Source organism: Macrococcus sp. CoH-51_TC_04 (genome assembly GCF_058188655.1).
Window position 1 is genome coordinate 17,224 of the sequence record NZ_JBVGOY010000008.1, and the last position, 19,493, is coordinate 36,716.

18 protein-coding genes are annotated in these 19,493 nt (G+C 36.4%); 13 read left to right on the forward strand and 5 right to left on the reverse strand.

What is annotated here, in order from left to right:
- Window positions 1-9: 9 nt before the first annotated feature.
- The 3 genes from ACZ2V4_RS08290 (at window position 10) to ACZ2V4_RS08300 (ending at window position 2,914) form a co-directional block, all read left to right on the forward strand.
- Window positions 10-909, forward strand: a complete 900-nt coding sequence (locus ACZ2V4_RS08290) for a fumarylacetoacetate hydrolase family protein (protein WP_413474300.1) — start codon at window positions 10-12, stop codon at window positions 907-909.
- Window positions 910-996: 87 nt separating this feature from the next.
- A complete protein-coding gene (locus ACZ2V4_RS08295; protein WP_241427487.1) occupies window positions 997-1,383 on the forward strand; it encodes a YisL family protein in 387 nt (128 codons plus the stop codon).
- A 130-nt stretch (window positions 1,384-1,513) separates the two neighbouring features.
- On the forward strand, window positions 1,514-2,914 hold the full coding sequence (locus ACZ2V4_RS08300; protein ID WP_490514731.1) for an alpha-amylase family glycosyl hydrolase: 1,401 nt from the start codon (window positions 1,514-1,516) through the stop codon (window positions 2,912-2,914).
- A gap of 132 nt (window positions 2,915-3,046) precedes the next feature.
- On the opposite strand, the gene ACZ2V4_RS08305 is transcribed toward ACZ2V4_RS08300, so the two are convergent.
- Together ACZ2V4_RS08305 and ACZ2V4_RS08310 are read right to left on the reverse strand one after the other, a co-directional pair.
- Window positions 3,047-4,366 (reverse strand): CoA-disulfide reductase, encoded by a 1,320-nt coding sequence (locus tag ACZ2V4_RS08305; RefSeq protein WP_420494442.1) that lies wholly within the window; start codon window positions 4,364-4,366, stop codon window positions 3,047-3,049.
- Window positions 4,366-5,178, reverse strand: coding sequence for a Cof-type HAD-IIB family hydrolase (locus ACZ2V4_RS08310; protein WP_419895436.1), 813 nt, complete (start codon window positions 5,176-5,178; stop codon window positions 4,366-4,368). Before ACZ2V4_RS08310 ends, ACZ2V4_RS08305 begins: the two co-directional genes overlap by 1 nt.
- 85 nt (window positions 5,179-5,263) lie before the next feature.
- Here ACZ2V4_RS08310 and ACZ2V4_RS08315 point away from each other — a divergent pair, with 85 nt between their 5' ends.
- Window positions 5,264-5,572 carry a metal-sulfur cluster assembly factor gene (locus ACZ2V4_RS08315; protein ID WP_219494239.1) on the forward strand — a complete coding sequence of 103 codons (309 nt, stop codon included), beginning with the start codon at window positions 5,264-5,266 and terminating at the stop codon, window positions 5,570-5,572.
- A 56-nt stretch (window positions 5,573-5,628) separates the two neighbouring features.
- On the opposite strand, the gene ACZ2V4_RS08320 is transcribed toward ACZ2V4_RS08315, so the two are convergent.
- Window positions 5,629-6,324 (reverse strand): Crp/Fnr family transcriptional regulator, encoded by a 696-nt coding sequence (locus ACZ2V4_RS08320; protein WP_413474303.1) that lies wholly within the window; start codon window positions 6,322-6,324, stop codon window positions 5,629-5,631.
- Between the two features lie 153 nt (window positions 6,325-6,477).
- Between ACZ2V4_RS08320 and clpB the strand changes: the two genes are divergently transcribed.
- A complete protein-coding gene (gene clpB / locus ACZ2V4_RS08325) occupies window positions 6,478-9,057 on the forward strand; it encodes an ATP-dependent chaperone ClpB (RefSeq protein WP_490514732.1) in 2,580 nt (859 codons plus the stop codon).
- Between the two features lie 56 nt (window positions 9,058-9,113).
- On the opposite strand, the gene ACZ2V4_RS08330 is transcribed toward clpB, so the two are convergent.
- Entirely contained in the window at window positions 9,114-9,308 is a 195-nt protein-coding gene (locus tag ACZ2V4_RS08330; RefSeq protein ID WP_120786550.1) for a DUF2929 family protein, read from the reverse strand.
- An 86-nt stretch (window positions 9,309-9,394) separates the two neighbouring features.
- On the opposite strand from ACZ2V4_RS08330, the gene ACZ2V4_RS08335 reads away from it, so the two are divergent.
- The 3 genes from ACZ2V4_RS08335 to fabF all read left to right on the forward strand — a co-directional run bounded on the left by ACZ2V4_RS08335 (window position 9,395) and on the right by fabF (window position 12,660).
- A complete protein-coding gene (locus tag ACZ2V4_RS08335) occupies window positions 9,395-10,396 on the forward strand; it encodes a BMP family ABC transporter substrate-binding protein (RefSeq protein ID WP_420494289.1) in 1,002 nt (333 codons plus the stop codon).
- 84 nt (window positions 10,397-10,480) lie between these two features.
- Window positions 10,481-11,434 (forward strand): beta-ketoacyl-ACP synthase III, encoded by a 954-nt coding sequence (locus ACZ2V4_RS08340; RefSeq protein ID WP_420494290.1) that lies wholly within the window; start codon window positions 10,481-10,483, stop codon window positions 11,432-11,434.
- The gene (gene fabF, locus ACZ2V4_RS08345; RefSeq protein WP_423245802.1) at window positions 11,410-12,660 is read left to right on the forward strand and encodes a beta-ketoacyl-ACP synthase II; all 1,251 of its coding nucleotides are present in this window, start codon (window positions 11,410-11,412) and stop codon (window positions 12,658-12,660) included. Before ACZ2V4_RS08340 ends, fabF begins: the two co-directional genes overlap by 25 nt.
- A gap of 33 nt (window positions 12,661-12,693) precedes the next feature.
- On the opposite strand, the gene ACZ2V4_RS08350 is transcribed toward fabF, so the two are convergent.
- Window positions 12,694-13,041 carry a DUF3899 domain-containing protein gene (locus ACZ2V4_RS08350; RefSeq protein ID WP_219494250.1) on the reverse strand — a complete coding sequence of 116 codons (348 nt, stop codon included), beginning with the start codon at window positions 13,039-13,041 and terminating at the stop codon, window positions 12,694-12,696.
- 344 nt (window positions 13,042-13,385) lie between these two features.
- On the opposite strand from ACZ2V4_RS08350, the gene opp3b reads away from it, so the two are divergent.
- The 5 genes from opp3b to ACZ2V4_RS08375 all read left to right on the forward strand — a co-directional run bounded on the left by opp3b (window position 13,386) and on the right by ACZ2V4_RS08375 (window position 19,320).
- The gene (gene opp3b / locus ACZ2V4_RS08355) at window positions 13,386-14,312 is read left to right on the forward strand and encodes an oligopeptide ABC transporter permease (protein WP_219494252.1); all 927 of its coding nucleotides are present in this window, start codon (window positions 13,386-13,388) and stop codon (window positions 14,310-14,312) included.
- On the forward strand, window positions 14,312-15,367 hold the full coding sequence (gene opp3C, locus ACZ2V4_RS08360) for an oligopeptide ABC transporter permease (protein WP_219494254.1): 1,056 nt from the start codon (window positions 14,312-14,314) through the stop codon (window positions 15,365-15,367). The genes opp3b and opp3C overlap by 1 nt, the downstream gene beginning before the upstream one ends.
- A gap of 14 nt (window positions 15,368-15,381) precedes the next feature.
- Window positions 15,382-16,455 (forward strand): ABC transporter ATP-binding protein, encoded by a 1,074-nt coding sequence (locus ACZ2V4_RS08365; protein WP_283721752.1) that lies wholly within the window; start codon window positions 15,382-15,384, stop codon window positions 16,453-16,455.
- Complete coding sequence (locus tag ACZ2V4_RS08370; protein ID WP_283721751.1) at window positions 16,455-17,510, forward strand: ABC transporter ATP-binding protein; 1,056 nt, start codon at window positions 16,455-16,457, stop codon at window positions 17,508-17,510. Before ACZ2V4_RS08365 ends, ACZ2V4_RS08370 begins: the two co-directional genes overlap by 1 nt.
- A 184-nt stretch (window positions 17,511-17,694) precedes the next feature.
- Window positions 17,695-19,320: a peptide ABC transporter substrate-binding protein gene (locus tag ACZ2V4_RS08375; RefSeq protein WP_219494258.1), complete on the forward strand. Its 1,626-nt coding sequence runs from the start codon at window positions 17,695-17,697 to the stop codon at window positions 19,318-19,320.
- Window positions 19,321-19,493 lie beyond the last annotated feature (173 nt).

The following is a 19,493-nucleotide window of genomic DNA, read 5'->3' on the forward strand; positions in this document are numbered from 1 at the left end:
GTGGAATTCATGAAATTTTTGTCGTTTGAGTATAAAGGTAAACAATCTTTCGGTGTAAAGGTTAAAAGAGAAGATGCAGCATGGGATCTTGTCCGTGTATTTGAAGCAACGAATACAGCGAATTACCCAAAGACATTATTAGAAGCATTACAGCAAAACAATACGCTCGACTTTCAGGAGCTTGTACGTAAAACAATCGCACAGATAGAACAAGAGAAGGATGCTGAAGATTACAAAGTTGCATATACAGATATGACGTTCCTACCACCTGTTGTTCCGACCAATAATGTTATCGCTATCGGGCGAAATTATTCGGATCATGCCAAGGAAATGAACAATAATGTAGATGAGCTCTATGTCTTTACAAAAGCACCTTCAAGTTTAATTGGAGATGGTGCTTTTGTACCATCACATAGCGATGTTACAGAAGCATTAGATTATGAAGGAGAACTAGGCGTAGTCATCGGTAAGTATGGTCATAAGATTCCTAAAGCATTAGCATTAGATTATGTTTATGGTTATACAATCATTAATGACATTACAGCACGTGACCTGCAGCAGGCGCATGCTCAGGCGTTCTTATCTAAGAGCTTATTAGGTGCATGCCCGATGGGGCCGTATATCGTAACGAAAGATGAACTGCCGACTCCAGAAAATGCAAATATCGTAACAAAAGTGAACGGTGAAATTCGTCAGGATGGCAATACGGAGGATATGGTAAAGAAAATTGACGATCTGATTGCTGAGATTTCACAGTATGTTGCACTACATCCAGGTGATATTATTGCAACAGGTACACCAAGCGGCGTAGGTGCAGGCATGAATCCACCTGTATACTTAAAGCGTGGGGATGAAATTAAAGTGACGATTGACGGTATCGGTACTTTACAGAATACAATCGGAGAATAGTATCCTTTTGTTCATACAGTTATTTTGGTACAAGTATAGGAATCTATGTTAAACTAATAACAGTATGAATATAAAGGAGTGAAATACATGGAAACTGGTATGTTTCATCTGCATATTTTAAGTTGGGTTGTTTTAATTATCGTTTTCTTTGCAGCATACTCTAATTTCTCTGATCGCTTAGGTCCTAGCAAATATTTCAAACCATTACTTATGGTTCAGCGATTATTTGCATTACTTGTGATCATCAGCGGAATTATGATTTTTATGCAGTATATGAAAGTAGATTCAGCATTGTATGGTATTAAATTCTTATTAGGTTTAATTACTATCGGTTTAATGGAGATGACAATTGCGAAGAAGAAAAAGAAGAAACCTTCAAGAACCTTCTTCTATCTCGTAATATTATTTATCATCTTAACAATCGGCTTAGGTATTCATTTACCGATGGGGCCAATTACAACGATGTTTAAGTAAAGCATGAAAAGACGGCAAGAAACGTTTATTGTTTCTCGCTGTCTTTTTTATTTGAATATTTTATGAACTCTTACATAAACGATAAGTAATTTAGTATAATCAATATAATAACTTAAGTGAGGGTATTCAAATGAAAAGAATTTCAATCATATTGATGATATTACTGCTATCATTCAGTGCGCTACCTGCACAAGCAGCGAGTCAGGACGAAATGCGTATCTATAGCATTCTTACTGATCGATTTATGAATGGTGACGAGAATAATAATAAAGACATTCATAATGACAAGGACAATAATCTGCCTTACGGTGGAGACTTTAAAGGTATCATCAATAAAGTAGACTATATTAAGAAGATGGGCTTTAATGCCATTCATGTCTCACCGGTGTTTGACCATGACAAGAATGATTATCTAGGGTATAAGATTAATAATTATAATCAGATTTCTAAAACATTCGGTGGAGAGAAGGACTTCAAACAGCTCGTATATATTGCACATAAAAATAATATGAAAGTCATCGTCGATATGCCTGTTGTTGCAACGGATGATTTCACAGTAACAGAAGACACGAAGATGAACGCAATAGAGAAATCGTATTACAAAGATACACCGATGATTGATTTAACGAATGAAGCAAATATTAAGCGCTATAAGCAACTGATGACAGACTTCGTAAACAAAACGAAAGTCGATGGCTTATCGATGTATGTACTTCAGGATAATGTCGATCTTTCAAAAGTATTTCCTGAGAATATAACAAAGATTGCTATTACCAATAGCGATGTTAAAGTAACCGGCTATGATTACATTCAGACTGGGAAGACATCAGAGCAAATTGCACAAGCATTCAAGAATGTTGATGAGCAAATCCCAGAGCAGCACAATAAGAAGGAGCTACTTTCAGCTGATAACTTCTTTACCCCACGTTTCACAAGCTATGCGGTTCATGAAAATATGTTCCCAGGAACACGTATTAAACAGATGATGGGCTATCTGTTTGTACAAAAGCAACCGGTCAGTATGACTTATGGTACTGAAATTGCGATGAATGGTGAAAAACTTCCTGATACACACCAACTACTCGATTTTAGAACGGATAAAGAAGTGGTGGAATACTTAGAACAGACGAGCGAAGTTTATCATAAGTACAAAGAAATGTTCGATGGTACTTCTAAAGTAATCTACAACGAAAAAGGTGAACAGCTTATCTATTTCGATACAGACAAAGTAGACTTCATCTATAATATTAACGATACAAGCAAATCTATGAACGTTAAACTGACAGACAAAGACATACCAGGTGATAAGATGCTCAGCGGATTGCTTATTGGAGATAGAATCCATGTGAAAGACGGCACGTTTAATTTGATAACGAACCGTGAAGAAACGGAGCTTTACGCACTCGTTCCACCACGTGGATTGAACTTAGGTTATGTGATCGCATCACTGTTAACAATCGTGCTCTTTACAGTATTTATCATCGGTGCAGCAAGAAATAGGAAGAAACATGTCAATAATTTAAGAAAATAGAAATAACGAAAAGACAATCAGTGAATACGGATTGTCTTTTTTGTTGGGAGATGGGGGTGTCTATACAATGTGCATCACCATGCAAAGACGCCCAAATCTTGGACGTCTGCTTTCTATATAAATAATCAATGACTACTTCGCTTTATATCCGAGCATATTAATAATATCTTTCGGGCTGGAGTAGTCAGGATGATACGCAACTTCGATATCTTTGAAGTCATAGATTGTTAATCCGCCAATCATAGCCGTTGATAGGACATCGATTCGTTTATCGACACCACTTTTTCCAAAGACGCTCGCTGATAATATTTTGCCGGTTGATTGCTCGTAGTAAACTGTGATGCTTAGCGGCGAACTGTAAGGCATGTAGCTGGCTTTATGTTTTTGCGTGTGTGACACGTGTGCGATATTATCCATTTCAAGTACGAGCGCTTCAGTGAGGCCTACCGACGCATACGTATGATCAAATAATCGAAGAATATTACTGCCAAGTAGTCCTTTAAATGCTTCTCTATCTTTATGGAATAAGTTATGAGCAATGATAGAGGCAGCGCGATGCGTACCCCAGGCAAGTGCGATTGTTGCTGTCTTATCTATATGGCGATAGAATGTTTCTATTGCATCACCCAGTGCATATATAGATGGATTGCTCGTTTCAAAATAACGATTGACCTTGATATATCCTTTGTCATTGAGTTCTAGTGCATCACCGATAAATTTCGTATTCGGTTGCAGACCGAGTGCTGTGATGATGATATCAAATGTATCGGTATCACCTGACTTGAATGTAACAGTGTGCTCATTAATACGCGCAACCTCATCTTCTAGTTTTAGATGAATACCATTATCTTCAAGTACTTGAGGAACCGTGTCTGTAATATCTCGACTCATCTGTTTTAGGAAGTGACTGCTGCGATGTACAAGCGTTACATCCAGTCCACGATGCTTTAAGTTTTCTGCCATCTCGAGACTGATATAACCACCGCCAACTACGAGTGCACGCTGTGCATGGGTACGTTCAATATACTGATCGATCTTATCCGTATCTTCTAAGTTACGCACTTGGAACACATGATCATGCTTATATAAATCCGGAACAATTTGGCTTGCGCCTGGTGACAGAATCAAGTAATCGTATGTATCGGTGAATGTTTCTTTAGTTTGATGATTGTAAATTTCTATTTTCTTATCATCCGGATATAAACGTGTCACTTCATGATACGTGTGGACTTGAATATTACGATTATCATTAAATGTATCCGGTGTTGCCATAACGATGTTATCACGAGAGGCCACCGTTTCTCCGATGTAATATGGTAAACCACAGTTTGCATAGCTCATATCACGATCTTTTTCGTAGATTGTGATATCAGCATCTGCATCAAGTCTTCTGATTTGAGATGCAACTGTCGCGCCACCTGCAACTGCACCGACGATAATGATTTTCATGATTATACCTCCAGCTTAAAGTATTGAATAAGAAACTTCGCTATCCCATCTTCATTATTTGTGTCAGTAATTTCGTCTGCGATAGATTTGAGCTCATCGATTGCATTGCCCATTGCTACGCCTGTTCCGGCATATTTAATCATTTCATTGTCATTATCCTCATCACCGAATGCTATAACATGTTCTTGTTTAATATTTAAATATTCGTGACAAAGCTTCACGCCGACTGCTTTATTGATACCTTTCTTAACGATTTCGATGACCGGAAATGGAGCGCCCCAGCGACGATGCTCTAATCTGTCAGCATAGATTTCATCAAAGTGCTTATAGATATTAGGAATCTCGGATTCTTCAGCCTGGATAAGGATGGTTGTCGGAGGCTCTGTAATGTTTTCCAGTAGATTCCCGATCTTGATGACAGGGTTCCCCATGCTGAAACCTTCGAATAAATATTCATCATGATAATGTAAGAAAACATTGTCTTTAATTTCGGCGACGATATTCTTAATATTAAGATTAGGAATCTTAGAGAAGATATCTCTTGATACCTCAAAATCTAAAGTTTCATGAAATGTCTCAAAATTCGTATCACCTGGGTGATGAACGAATGCGCCATTGAAATTAACAATCGGTGTATCCAGGTCCAGCTGATTATAATAAATTTGACTGGCACGGTATGGACGTCCGGTCGAAATAATAAATTTATGGCCCTGTGCCTGCAGCAGACGGATGACCTTCTTCGTTAACGGTGTAATCTCCTGCTTGCTATTAAGTAATGTTCCATCTAGATCGAGACAAATTAAATGCTGTTCCATAAAATAACTCCTTTAAATGTATTTCGTTTATATGTATATTAATTTCTGATATAGTAAGTGTATAATAAACTTTGAGGTGATACAAATGGAAGAAGCTATGAAAGACAGTATAATGGGAGCGCTCGAAAATGTTATTGACCCTGAGCTAGGTATTGATATCATTAACTTAGGATTAGTTTACAATGTAGATATGGATGATGATGGTCTGTGCACAGTTGAAATGACATTGACATCTATGGGCTGTCCGATGGGCCCGCAAATTATTGATCAGGTGAAAACTGCATTAGGTGAATTACCTGAGATTAAAGAGACAGAAGTGAACGTTGTATGGAATCCAGTATGGAATAAAGATATGATGAGCCGTTATGCTAAGATTGCTTTAGGTGTAAGCTAATAATAAAGAGAAAGGAACGAGGCTGAAAATTTATTTTCAGCCTCGTTCCTTTCTTCTTATTCGATGCGACATATATTAAGTGGACAATTTTCGCAGTTAATTTCATTCTTTAGATAGTCTAAATCTTTAATTGTAATTTTCTTGTTATTTGTTTCGATGATACCATTCTGTTTAAGTTCGCTGATGATGCGATTAACGCCTTCTCGTGTTGTGCCACCGAAGTTTGCCAGTTCATTGTTTGTCAGATCAATATTAAGTTTAATGCCTACGTCTGTTTCAACGCCATACGTATTTGTCAGACGAATCAAAGTAGAGTAGATGGCACCTTTTTTCCCAAGAGTATAAAGGTCACGCAACTTATACTCTTGTTTTTCATTTTCATTTTGAATAAATAGCAGCCATTCATAGTTTAGTACTTCATCGTTAAGAATCGCAGTCTCAAATGTGGCTAAATCCATTTTATAGACAGTAGTCTTTGTTTTCGCTTTAGCAAAGAGTGCATGTTTCTTATTGCCGCAGAACAGGGTGTTCACACCGAACAGGTTACGTCTGCCCAGCAGTTTTAAATTGAATTCCTTGCCATCTTCAAGTACACGATGAATCACAACATTCCCTGATTTAATGATATAGATTGAATCAATAGGATCTTCTGCCTGAAAGATATATTGATTTGCATCGAATGTTTCTATCTTTCCCTCTTCCATAATGTAGTTGACGATACTTGTTGCTTCGTGAAATGCAGATTGAACCATTGTATTCACCTTCTTACGGATCTTTTTCAAATTTGTATTTATTATAACATAACAAATTTCAACTTCTATATACGAACCGTAATATTTGTATTCTATTATAAAACATTTTATAATAGTGTTATAGTCAAAGAAGGTCAAACAGGGGTGAATGACATGAATATAGAACAGATGACATTTAATGTGCAGAGTGCGTTAGAGCAAGCACAGCACAAGGCAAGAGAAGATAAATTGCAGGCCATTGAAAGTGAGCATGTGCTATTACATTTTGCTGAAACAGCTGATAGTATGCTCGTTACAGTGTTCGAGCGTGCGCATCTGGACATCTCTGGATATAAAGCTTTATTACAAGAAGCGCTGGACAAGAAACCTCGAGTAGAAGGGGATGTGCAGTATGGCCAGTATATTGCTAGTAATCTGAGCGAGTTGATGAGTCGGGCTCAGGCACTGATGACAGAAATGGAGGATCAGTATGTGTCAGCTGAACATATTATCCTAGCTGCCACAGAAGTTCATGAAATTACACGTAACTTTGTAGGGAATAAGAATGATGTTATTAAAGAAATCATAATGAATATAAGAGGGGGAAATCATGTGACAACACAAAATCCAGAAGTTCAGTATGAAGTATTGAAGAAATATGGACGCGATCTCGTTGAAGAGGTGCGTAACGGTAAGATGGATCCGGTGATTGGTCGTGATGATGAGATTCGCAATACGATTCGTATATTAAGCCGTAAAACAAAGAACAATCCGATATTAATCGGTGAACCGGGTGTCGGTAAGACAGCGATTGTTGAAGGTCTTGCACAGCGTATCGTGAAGCGTGACGTTCCAGACAGTCTATTAGACAAGACAATCTTTGAGCTTGATTTATCAGCACTTGTTGCAGGTGCGAAGTTCCGTGGTGAGTTTGAGGAACGTTTAAAAGCCGTACTTAAAGAAGTTAAGGAATCTGACGGTAAGATTCTATTGTTTATTGATGAGATTCACATGCTTGTTGGGGCTGGTAAAACAGATGGCGCAATGGATGCAGGGAACATGTTAAAACCGATGCTTGCGCGTGGTGAACTGCATTGTATCGGTGCCACAACATTAAATGAGTATCGTGAGTATATCGAGAAAGATTCGGCGCTTGAGCGTCGTTTCCAGAAAGTAAATGTAAAAGAGCCGGATTTAGAAGATACGATTTCAATACTACGTGGTTTAAAGGAACGTTATGAAGTACATCACGGTGTACGTATACAGGATAATGCACTCGTTGCCGCTGCTGAATTATCAGATCGTTACATTACAGATCGCTTTCTGCCTGATAAGGCGATTGATCTAGTCGATCAGGCTTGTGCAACAATACGTACGGAAATGGGCTCTAACCCGACAGAACTTGATGCGGTAAATCGCCGCGTGTTACAGTTAGAAATTGAAGAGAATGCATTGAAGCATGAAAGTGATGCGAAATCAGAAGCAAGACTGCATGAACTGCAAAGAGAGCTTGCAGATGAGAAAGAACGTCAGCAGATGTTAACTGCGAAAGTTGAGAAAGAAAAAGAACAGATCAGCGTTGTTCAGACTAAACGGGCAGAACTGGATGATTTTCGTAAGCAGCTGGAAGAAGCACAGAGCAACTATAACCTGGAAAAAGCATCAGAACTGCAATATGCGAAGATTCCGGCAGTAGAGAAAGAACTTGCTGAACTAGAAGCACAGCTGCACGAGGAAACGAAAGATACGGACCGTCTGATTCGTGAAGTAGTGACAGAAGAAGAAATTGGTTATATTGTGTCACAATGGACAGGTATACCGGTGAATAAGCTCGTAGAATCAGAGAAAGATAAATTATTACGTCTTTCAGATATTCTGCATGAGCGCGTCGTTGGGCAAGATGAAGCAGTTGACTTAGTATCTGATGCGGTCATTCGCGCGCGCGCAGGGATAAAAGATCTGAACCGTCCGATTGGTAGTTTCTTATTCTTAGGACCAACCGGTGTCGGTAAGACTGAACTTGCGAAAGCATTAGCAAGCACATTGTTTGATTCAGAGAAACATATGGTAAGAATCGATATGAGTGAATATATGGAGAAACACTCTGTGAGCAGATTAATCGGTGCACCTCCTGGTTATGTAGGTCATGAGGAAGGTGGTCAGCTGACTGAAGCAGTGCGCAGAAATCCATATACAGTTCTGTTACTCGATGAGATTGAAAAGGCACATAGTGATGTATTTAACGTGCTGCTTCAATTACTTGATGAAGGTCGATTAACAGATTCACGTGGACGCAATGTTGACTTTAAGAATACGATCGTCATTATGACAAGTAACATTGGATCTCAATATCTGTTAGATGGCATCGACAATGGTGAAATAACGGAAGATGCCAGAAACAATGTTACAGCTGCACTTCATCAGTACTTTAAGCCTGAGATACTGAACCGTATGGATGATATCATTATGTTTAAACCATTATCCAGAAACGATATGACATTTATCGTCGATAAAATCGTTAACCAGCTGAACATGAGATTAATTAGTAACGGTGTACGCGTCCATTTAACAGACGCAGTGAAAACATGGATTGCTGATACAGCGTATGAACCACAGTTTGGTGCACGACCACTGAAACGTTTCGTTCAGAAGGAAATTGAGACGCCACTTGCTAAATTACTGATAAAAGAAGATTACGCTGAAGGTACGGAAATTACTGTAGATAGAGTTGATGGTGAAGTCGTATTCAGATAACGCGATATAAAGAAAGTACCAGATGATGAATCATCTGGTACTTTCTTATGTCAATATTAATGCTCTTCGTGGTGGGGTATCGGTTCATTCGGAATAATATGTGCAATAATAATTGCAAGAATACCAAAGATGACGCCCATGATTGATGCAAATGGTAAGTTAAGATCCTGTCCGCCACCGAGACTCATTAAAACGAAATTAATCATTTGAACAAGAATGAAAGCCCACACAAATGTGAAAATATAATTCATAATATTTCTCCCCCAACTTTATTCTATATAGTTTATTATAAAAGAGTAGCATAAAAAAGTATACCTTATTTTAGAAAGGAAATATTATGAATTATAAAGTTATCTCCTTAGCAACGGTCTGCGTACTTATTGTCCTATGTATTTATTCTATTATTCCGAAACATCAGGAGATTAAAAGTATCGCATATTTATCCAAAGAATCAGTTCATGACCAGACATGGGGCACAGAAGGATATAAGGGTATATTAAATATTATCCAGACACACAACGCCAACTTTTTTGTTCAGGAGAATCTAAAGACCGATAAGGCGGTAATGGATACGATTCGTCAATTTGCTGAGCGCGATGTCAATATTATATACGGGCAAGGCTCTGAATTTGAAGCAGTGTTTAATCAGGCTGCAGTGAAGTATCCGAAGATGCATTTTGTCTTTTTGAATGGGGAGAGTCGTGCCAAAAATGTATCTTCATTAAATATAGAAGGATATGCGATGGGATTTTTCGGAGGAATGCTTGCGGCACATGAGTCTAAAACGAAGGTGCTTGGAATTGTCGGGGCATTTAAAGGACAGCCAGAGATAGATGGATTTATAGATGGCGCCCATTATGAAGAAAAATCTGTTAAAATTAAAACAAAGTATATAAAGACATGGGGATATAATGGGGATGCACAAGCATGTACAATAAGGTTGATTGATAAGGAGCGTGCAGATGTGATCTATCCAGCAGCAGACGGGACAAATCGAGATGTAATGGAGATTGTTAAAGCACGTAATAAGAAGGCCATCGGGTATATTTCTGATCAAAGTTACTTAGGGGACTTTGTTATCGGTAGTACGACGCAGAATATATCGAAATTATATTCAGATATTGCTGATGATTACTATGAACGGAGACTTAAAGGTGGAACCAAAAAATACGGAATGAATAACAACATCACTGATCTTGAGATATCGAAATCTGTAGATGAAGTGTATGTTAAGAAACTCAAATCGGATATACAGAGATTTAAAGTGACAGGCATTCTTCCGAATAAGAAACTACCCCCGACATATCAGGAGAGTGCGTATCTGATTAAAGCAAGCTAAAAAGCACTTCTTTATATTGAAGTGTTTTTTATTATATGATAAATTAGTACCAGATACTAAAACTTGATATAAGTAGGTGCTGTAATGAATGCAGGGATTATAGGGATTGGAACATATGTACCTGAAACGATTATAGATAATCATTATTTTGAAAACTATCTCGAAACAACAGATGAATGGATTGTATCGCGTACAGGCATCAAGGAAAGAAGGTTTGCAGATCAAGACATGGATGTCGGTGATATGGCATATTATGCTGCGCTGCAGGCGATTGAAGATGCAGCGATTAAACCGGAAGACATTGATCTGATTCTTGTTGCAACATCAACAGGAGACCATCACTTTCCATCGGTGGCTTGTCAGCTGCAGCATCGTTTAAAATTGAGCAAAGTGCCGGCAATGGATCAGCTTGCAGCATGTACGGGATTTATCTATTCCCTTATAACGGCACAGCAGTTCATCTTATCAGGAAATTACCGTAATATTCTTGTTGTAGGTGCAGATAAACTTTCGAAAATTACCAATATGGAGGACCGTAATACTGCAGTGCTCTTTGGTGATGGTGCAGGTGCAGTGATTGTCAGTCAGGTCAGTGATAATTATGGTATTCAGGCTTATAGCTGGGGAAGTGACGGTAGCGGTGCATTTCATCTCTATGATGATAAAGCATCCGGGTACCTAAAGATGAATGGGCGTGAAGTATTTAAGTTTGCGGTGCGTATTCTTGAAGAACAGTCACAACTTGTTATGGATAAGGCAGGACTTCATGCACAGGATATTGATATGCTGATTCCACATCAGGCGAACACGAGAATCATTGAATCAGCGAGAGAACGCCTCGGACTCTCCGCTTCACAAGTGAGTACAACGCTCGACAAGTATGGTAATACTTCAGCGGCAAGTATTCCATTATCTATTGCATATGAATGTCAAAACGGTAAAATAAAAAATGGAGATCAACTCATATTAACCGGATTTGGTGGTGGACTGACATTCGGCGCAATCGCATTGATATGGGGACAGGAGGAAAAAAGATGAGAAGAGTTGTAATAACAGGTATGGGTGCTTTGACACCTATCGGTAACGATGTACAGACAACATTTAACAATGCATTAAACGGTGTCAATGGTATCGATACGATTACGCGTATTGATACGAGTGATATGAATGTGAAAGTGGCTGGAGAACTGAAAGACTTCAATGTTGAAGACTATATAGATAAGAAAGAAGCCCGTAGAATGGATCGCTTTACACAATATGCGGTTGTCGCAGCAAATGAAGCGCTTAAAGATTCTAAGCTGCAGATTGATGATGACAACAGCGATCGTGTTGGTGTCTGGATTGGTTCTGGAATTGGTGGGATGGAGACATTTGAGCTTGCACATACTGCGATGACAGAAAAGGGACCTAGACGTGTAAGTCCATTCTTCGTACCGATGCTGATACCTGACATGGCAGCAGGGCAAGTATCAATTGCACTCGGTGCTAAAGGGCCGAATGGCTGTACAGTGACAGCATGTGCCACAGGAACAAACTCTATCGGTGATGCCATGCGTATTATACAGTATGGCGACGCAGATGTAATGTTTTCAGGAGGTGCTGAAGCACCGATTACACGTATGAGCTTAGCAGGATTCAGTGCGAATAAAGCATTAAGTACGAACGATGATCCACATACAGCATGCAGACCATTCCAGGAAGGACGCGATGGTTTCATTATGGGTGAAGGCGCAGGTGTCGTTGTCCTGGAAGAACTCGAGCACGCATTAGCACGTGGAGCACATATTTATGCGGAAGTCGTGGGCTACGGGAATAACGGTGATGCCCATCATATTACAGCACCCGCGCCAAACGGTGAAGGTGGCACACGTACGATGAACATGGCACTGAAAGACGCTGGAATAACACCGAGTGATGTGGGATACTTGAACGCCCATGGTACGAGTACACCCATCGGCGATTTATATGAGACGATGGCCATCAAAGCAACATTCGGTGAATCAGCGAAAGATCTACTTGTGTCATCAACTAAATCGATGACAGGGCATCTACTCGGCGCAACAGGCGCTGTTGAGACGATTATTACAGCCCTCGCATTACAGACAGGGCAGATTCCTCCGACGATACATCAAGATACACCTGATGCGGAACTTGATCTAAATTATGTTCCGGAGAAAGCAGTGACAAAGGATATCGAATACGCCATGACAAACAGCCTTGGATTCGGTGGACATAATGCAGTACTAGTGTTGAAGAAATATTAATAAAAGCGTATGCAGCAATTGCTGCATACGCTTTTATAATATTAATAATAGAATGCTTAACGTTAGTAACAACGTAGATACAATAATTAATGGTGATGTAATTGGATATTTTTCACTTCTGATTGTAAGTGATTTATGTGAATCACTACTCTCGTCCATAGTAGATTTCACACTTTTAGGGGCCATTATATAATGGAATCTTCGAAATGAAAAGCCGATAATACTAAAGGCACCACCGGAATAAATCAAGAGAAGTAAACCAGCACACAAGCCTGTCATACCTATGATGAATAAAGCATTAATAAATGAAAAATGAAATATAAAAGTTAATAATAAAATAAAAAATAATTCAGTCAAAATTATATAAATAAACTTTTCCATATATTGTCCTCCTCTATATTAAATCTATTATATTAAAAAAATAAATATATCTAAATAATTATAACTATATATTATTATAAAAAAATATACTTAAATATGAGATAACGCGATGAACATTTGTTTATCTCATTATATTATGTTGTTTAAAGCCAGATAATTATTAAAAATCTTAAAATAGATATTGATATTTTGTATACATAAGTTTTATAATATAATTAATCTTCTGAAAATTTAGTTACTTTTAAAATTTAAATAATAATTGTACTACAAATATAGAAAAACAATTAAAAATATGTTGTAACTGTTTGAAAGAAGTATTTTATGGAGGAATGGGAGGCTTTTTCATGTTTAAGTATGCTTTAAAAAGATTATTCTACATGGTAATTACGTTATTTATTGTCGCTACAGCAACTTTCTTTCTTATGAAGTTAATGCCAGGGTCACCTTTTAACGATGAGAAATTATCTGCTGAACAAAAGCAAATTGTAAAAGAAAAATACGGGTTAAATGACCCATTACCAGTACAGTATGGTAACTACATTAAAAATGTTGCAACAGGTGATTTTGGAAATAGTTTCCAATATGATGGGAAAGAAGTATTAGATTTAATAATACCGAGATTGGGACCATCAGCGGAAATAGGTGCTTATGCTATGTTAATTGGTGTAACAATAGGTATCATACTAGGTATTATTGCAGCAGTTAAACAAAATACTTGGATTGATTATTTAGCAACTCTCTTTTCAGTAGTAGCTATATCTGTACCTTCATTTGTACTAGCAGTTTTACTTCAGTACTTTTTTGCTGTAAGAAATCCAATTTTTCCTGTTGCAGAATTTGATGGTCTAAAATATGCAGTATTGCCTTCTTTAGCACTTTCTGCAGGAGTAATTGCAACGATTGCACGTTATATTCGTTCAGAAATGATTGAAGTGTTAAGTTCTGATTATATAACTTTAGCTAAAGCAAAAGGAAATTCAACAATCAAAGTATTATTTGGTCATGCATTGAGAAATGCATTAATTCCAATTATTACTTTGATCGGACCAATGACTGTAGGTATATTAACAGGTGCATTAACCATTGAAACAATTTTTGCAATTCCCGGAATTGGAGATCAGTTCGTTAGGTCTATACAACAAAATGATTATCCTGTAATTATGGCATTAACTATTTTGTTTAGCTTTTTATTCATTACAGTGTTATTCATTGTTGATATTCTATATGGAATAATTGACCCGCGAATTCGAGTTCAAGGAGGAAAAGATTAATGACTCAAGAATATAATGAAAAATATATTAATCATGGCGATTTAAACCAATCATTACAAATACATCCTGGCTCATTTATACTTGCTGATAAAAATGAAATTAACGATGAAAAAATTGAAAGAGAATCAAGAACATTTTGGCAGGATGCATGGCTTCAGCTAAAAGCAAACAAAGGCGCTGTCTTAGGTTTGATAGGGTTAGTTTTGTTAACATTAATGGCACTTATAGGTCCGTTGATTAGTGGACATACATATAGAGAACAACATAAAGGTCATGAAAATCTTGCGCCCAGAATTGAAATCTTAAAAGATGTTAAATTCTTACCTTTTACAGGTGAAGATAAGGATGGGTATAACAAATACGAAGAAAATAATATAAAAGACAGTTATTGGTTTGGAACAGATAGGTTAGGAAGAGATATTTTTACTCGAGTGTGGAAGGGAACACAAGTCTCTCTATTAATAGGTATAATTGCAGCATTGTTAGATGTAGTGATAGGAATTACTTACGGGTCTGTTTCTGGATTTTTTGGTGGTGCAACTGATACTTTTATGCAACGTATTATTGAAATTATTGCATCTATTCCAAACTTAATTATTATGATTTTATTTGTAATTATCTTTGATGCGAGTATGTTAACAATTGTATTAGCAATGAGTCTGACAGGATGGATAGGTATGAGTCGAATTGTCCGAGGCCAATTTTTGAAGCTTAAAAATCAAGAGTTTGTTATGGCATCTAGAACACTCGGTGCTTCAAATTCGAGTCTAATTTTTAAACATATATTACCTAATACTTTAGGCCCAATTATTGTAACAGCTATGTTCTCTGTTCCGAGTGCTATATTTTTTGAAGCATTCTTAAGTTTCATAGGATTAGGTATTCCAGCTCCGAATGCTTCATTGGGATCACTTGTAAACGATGGACGAAAAATGTTATTAATTGAGCCGTATCAAATGTTTGTACCTTCAATGATACTTAGTTTACTAATCTTATGTTTTTACTTATTTGGTGATGGTGTTCGCGATGCTTTTGATCCAAAAATGCGTAAATAAAGGAGGAAATGAAAATGGCAGAAAGAATTTTAGAAGTTAAGAATTTAAAAGTTTCCTTCGATATTAAGGCGGGGGAAGTTCAAGCAGTACGTGGTGTTGATTTTTATCTGGATAAAGCGGAAACACTTGCAATTGTAGGAGAGTCGGGTTCAGGGAAATCGGTTACTACAAAAGCATTGATGAGATTATTACCGACACCTCCAAGTCGTATTAAAGAAGGTCAAATTTTATTTGACGGAAAAGATTTAACGAAATTGAGTGAAAAAGAAATGCAAAAGGTGCGCGGAAAAGATATTTCTATGATTTTCCAGGATCCTATGACAAGTTTAAATCCAACAATGAAGATTGGTAAACAAGTGATGGAGCCATTGATTAAACATCAGAAATTATCTAGAGTTGATGCGAAATCAAGAGCTTTAGATATATTAAGACTTGTTGGTTTACCTAACCCTGAAGGTAGATTTAACAATTATCCACATCAGTTCTCTGGTGGGCAACGTCAACGTATAGTAATTGCAACAGCATTAGCATGTGATCCTAAAATATTAATTGCAGATGAACCTACCACTGCTTTAGATGTTACAATTCAAGCACAAATTCTTGAATTAATGAAAGACTTACAAAAGAAAATTGATACATCAATAATATTTATTACACATGATTTAGGAGTAGTCGCTAACGTAGCTGATCGTGTGGCAGTAATGTATGGAGGGCAAATTGTTGAAACAGGAACTGTTGATGAAGTTTTCTATAATCCAAAACATCCATATACATGGGGATTATTGTCATCAATGCCGAGTTTAGATACTGATGGTGAAACAGAGCTAAAAGCGATACCAGGTACACCACCTGATTTAATTAAACCACCTATTGGTGATGCATTTGCTCGACGTTCAGAATACGCACTTCAAATTGACTTTGAACAAGAGGCACCATGGTATCAAGTGTCTGAAACACATTTTGTGAAATCATGGTTAATGGATCCGAATGCACCTAAAGTTGAACCACCTGAAATGGTAAAACAAATGATGCGTCCAATATCAAGTGATTTTGATAAACCTATTCGCGTTGAGGGGGTTAGCTTTTAATGGTGAGTAAAATAATTCATAATCATTCAACAAATGAGAATGTACACTTTAAAGAACATATGGATGAGAACAAAAAAAATTTACCAAAACAAATAACGTCACAAGGATTATATGGTGATGGAAAAGAAAAACTTATTGAAGTTAAGAATTTGAAACAATATTTCAATGTTGGTAAACCTAATGAAGTACGTGCAATTGATGATATTTCGTTTGATATTTATAAAGGTGAAACTTTAGGTCTTGTAGGAGAGTCTGGATGTGGTAAATCAACTACAGGACGTACTTTAATTAAGTTATATAATGCAACAGGCGGCGAAGTAATTTTTGATGGAATTGATATTCAATCAATTAAGAAAAAGAAAGACTTATTAAAATTTAATCGTCGTATGCAAATGATATTTCAGGATCCTTATGCATCCTTAAATCCAAGATTAAAAGTAATGGATATAATTGCAGAAGGAATAGATATCCATAAATTGGCTAAAAATAAAGAAGAACGTGCTGATCGTGTGTATGAATTATTAGAAACAGTAGGATTAAACAAAGAACATGCGAACCGTTATCCACATGAGTTTTCAGGTGGTCAAAGACAACGTATAGGCATTGCCCGTGCACTAGCAGTAGAACCTGAATTTATTATCGCAGATGAACCTATTTCAGCTCTTGATGTTTCAATCCAAGCACAAGTTGTAAATTTAATGCAGAAACTACAACGAGAACGTGGCATCACTTTTCTGTTTATTGCCCATGATTTATCCATGGTTAAATATATTTCAGATCGAATTGGTGTTATGTATTTTGGCAAGCTTGTTGAAGTAGGTCCAGCTGATTCACTTTACAATAATCCTATGCATGAATATACTAAATCGTTATTGTCGGCAATTCCATTACCAGATCCCGAGTCAGAGAGAACAAGAGTCAGAAGAACATACAATCCGGAAGTTCATGCATATTCTCCAGAAGATAAGCTTGAATTGCGTGAAGTCGCCCCCGATCATTATGTTTATTGTTCTATTGAAGAACTTGAAAAATATAAGAAAAATTACAAATTATAGAGAAATATTAATAAGGAAGATGATTTTGATATTTCTTTAATAATCAAAGTTAAAGAGATATTCAAAAAATTATAGATATATATAATCAAAGGTATTGATTATCTGAAACTATTAAAATATAATTAATTACAAATCTTCTGAATATTTGCGCAGATGATTTAAAAAAAGTTGGGGGGATATATAAATGAAAAAAAGTTTTTCTTATTTACTTGTACTAATAATTACATTATCTGGATTTTTAGCAGCTTGTTCTGGAGGCAACAAATCAGATGATAAAAATGCTCAAGTATTAAACTTACAAGAAGGTTCAGATATACCAACACTTGACTCTTCATTAGCAACAGACGCTGTTGCATTCAATGTATTCTTTCAAGTAATGGAAGGACTTTATACATTAGATAAAAATGATAAAGCGATTCCTGCAGTTGCTGAAGGAAAACCCGAAAAGTCAAAAGATGGAAAAACATGGACGATTAAATTACGTAAAGACGCAAAATGGTCAAATGGAGATCCTGTAACAGCAAAAGACTTTGTTTTTGCTTGGAGAAGAACATTAGATCCTAAAACAGCATCTGAATATTCATACATTATGATGGATCTAAAAAATGCACAAGAAGTTAATACTGGAAAAATGAAACCAGAGGAACTAGGTGTTAAAGCTATAGATGATAATACTTTAGAAATTCAGTTAAATGACAATGTTCCTTATTTTGAAGAATTATTAACATTTGGAGTATTCCTACCTCAAAATGAGAAGTTTGTTAAAGAACAAGGTGATAAGTATGGTACTACAAAAGAAACTACTTTATTCAACGGTCCTTTCGTTTTAAATGATTGGCAAACTGAAAAATCATTTAAGTTAACACCTAATAAAAAATATTGGGATAAAGATAAAGTAAAACTTAAAGAAGTAAACTACAAAATCATTAAAGATCAAAATACTGCATTAAACTTATTTAATACTGGAAAATTAGATCGTGTAACATTACCAGCGGAGCAAGTTGATAAATATAAAGATGATCCTAAATTATCGACAGAATTACAGTCAACTACATTTTTTATCCGCATGAATCAAGAGAATAAAGATTTGGCTAACAAAGACTTAAGATTAGCGATTGCAAAATCAATTGATAAACAAGCGTATGTTGATACTTTACTTAAAAATGGTTCAAAACCTTTAGATACAAATACACCTAAAGAATTTGTTGAAAAAGACGGCAAAGATTTTACTGATTCATTAAAGAATAAATTATCTTATAATAAAGAAGAAGCTAAAGCACATTTCGAAAAAGCTAAAAAAGCTTTAGGTAAAGATTCGTTTACATTTGAATATTTAACTTATGATCAAGAAGAGTCGAAAACTGCTGGTGAGTATATCAAAGAACAATTAGAGAACAACTTACCTGGATTAAAAATAAATATTAAGCAGCAACCATTTAAACAGAAACTTCAATTAGAATCGAAAATGAAATATGATTTATCATTTGCTGGTTGGGGTCCTGACTATCCAGACCCAATGACGTTTGTTGACTTATATGTTACAGATGGAGGCCATAACCAAACAGGTTGGTCAAATAAAGAATTTGATCAAAAGGTTCAAGATGCAAAAGGTCCATTATTAGATGATATTGATAAACGATGGACAACGATGGTTGAAGCAGAAGATATTGTATTAGAAGAAGCTGTAATTGCCCCTATTTATCAACGTGGAGCTGCTCGATTAGTACAACCTCACGTTAAAAACTTTATAATTCACAAATTTGGAGCTGACACTTCATTAAAAGAAGTTTATATCGAAAAGAAAAAATAATTGACGATTTAGCAGTGGAAAATTCCGCTGCTATTTTTTATAAAAACATAAATATCAATATAATATAAAAAAACAAAAATTCTGAAAATAACGTTGACAGAATTGTCTGAAATCAATATAATTTATTTAAGCTAATAATTTATATCGGAATTCGTACATTATTCATTGGGTTT

Bases quoted from the DNA above. Each gene is read 5' to 3' on its own strand.
- ACZ2V4_RS08290 (WP_413474300.1), top strand. From the start codon at position 10: ATGAAATTTTTGTCGTTTGAGTATAAAGGTAAACAATCTTTCGGTGTA.
- ACZ2V4_RS08295 (WP_241427487.1), top strand. From the start codon at position 997: ATGGAAACTGGTATGTTTCATCTGCATATTTTAAGTTGGGTTGTTTTA.
- ACZ2V4_RS08300 (WP_490514731.1), top strand. From the start codon at position 1,514: ATGAAAAGAATTTCAATCATATTGATGATATTACTGCTATCATTCAGT.
- ACZ2V4_RS08310 (WP_419895436.1), bottom strand. From the start codon at position 5,178: ATGGAACAGCATTTAATTTGTCTCGATCTAGATGGAACATTACTTAAT.
- ACZ2V4_RS08315 (WP_219494239.1), top strand. From the start codon at position 5,264: ATGGAAGAAGCTATGAAAGACAGTATAATGGGAGCGCTCGAAAATGTT.
- ACZ2V4_RS08320 (WP_413474303.1), bottom strand. From the start codon at position 6,324: ATGGTTCAATCTGCATTTCACGAAGCAACAAGTATCGTCAACTACATT.
- clpB (WP_490514732.1), top strand. From the start codon at position 6,478: ATGAATATAGAACAGATGACATTTAATGTGCAGAGTGCGTTAGAGCAA.
- ACZ2V4_RS08330 (WP_120786550.1), bottom strand. From the start codon at position 9,308: ATGAATTATATTTTCACATTTGTGTGGGCTTTCATTCTTGTTCAAATG.
- ACZ2V4_RS08335 (WP_420494289.1), top strand. From the start codon at position 9,395: ATGAATTATAAAGTTATCTCCTTAGCAACGGTCTGCGTACTTATTGTC.
- ACZ2V4_RS08340 (WP_420494290.1), top strand. From the start codon at position 10,481: ATGAATGCAGGGATTATAGGGATTGGAACATATGTACCTGAAACGATT.
- fabF (WP_423245802.1), top strand. From the start codon at position 11,410: ATGGGGACAGGAGGAAAAAAGATGAGAAGAGTTGTAATAACAGGTATG.
- ACZ2V4_RS08350 (WP_219494250.1), bottom strand. From the start codon at position 13,041: ATGGAAAAGTTTATTTATATAATTTTGACTGAATTATTTTTTATTTTA.
- opp3b (WP_219494252.1), top strand. From the start codon at position 13,386: ATGTTTAAGTATGCTTTAAAAAGATTATTCTACATGGTAATTACGTTA.
- opp3C (WP_219494254.1), top strand. From the start codon at position 14,312: ATGACTCAAGAATATAATGAAAAATATATTAATCATGGCGATTTAAAC.
- ACZ2V4_RS08365 (WP_283721752.1), top strand. From the start codon at position 15,382: ATGGCAGAAAGAATTTTAGAAGTTAAGAATTTAAAAGTTTCCTTCGAT.
- ACZ2V4_RS08370 (WP_283721751.1), top strand. From the start codon at position 16,455: ATGGTGAGTAAAATAATTCATAATCATTCAACAAATGAGAATGTACAC.
- ACZ2V4_RS08375 (WP_219494258.1), top strand. From the start codon at position 17,695: ATGAAAAAAAGTTTTTCTTATTTACTTGTACTAATAATTACATTATCT.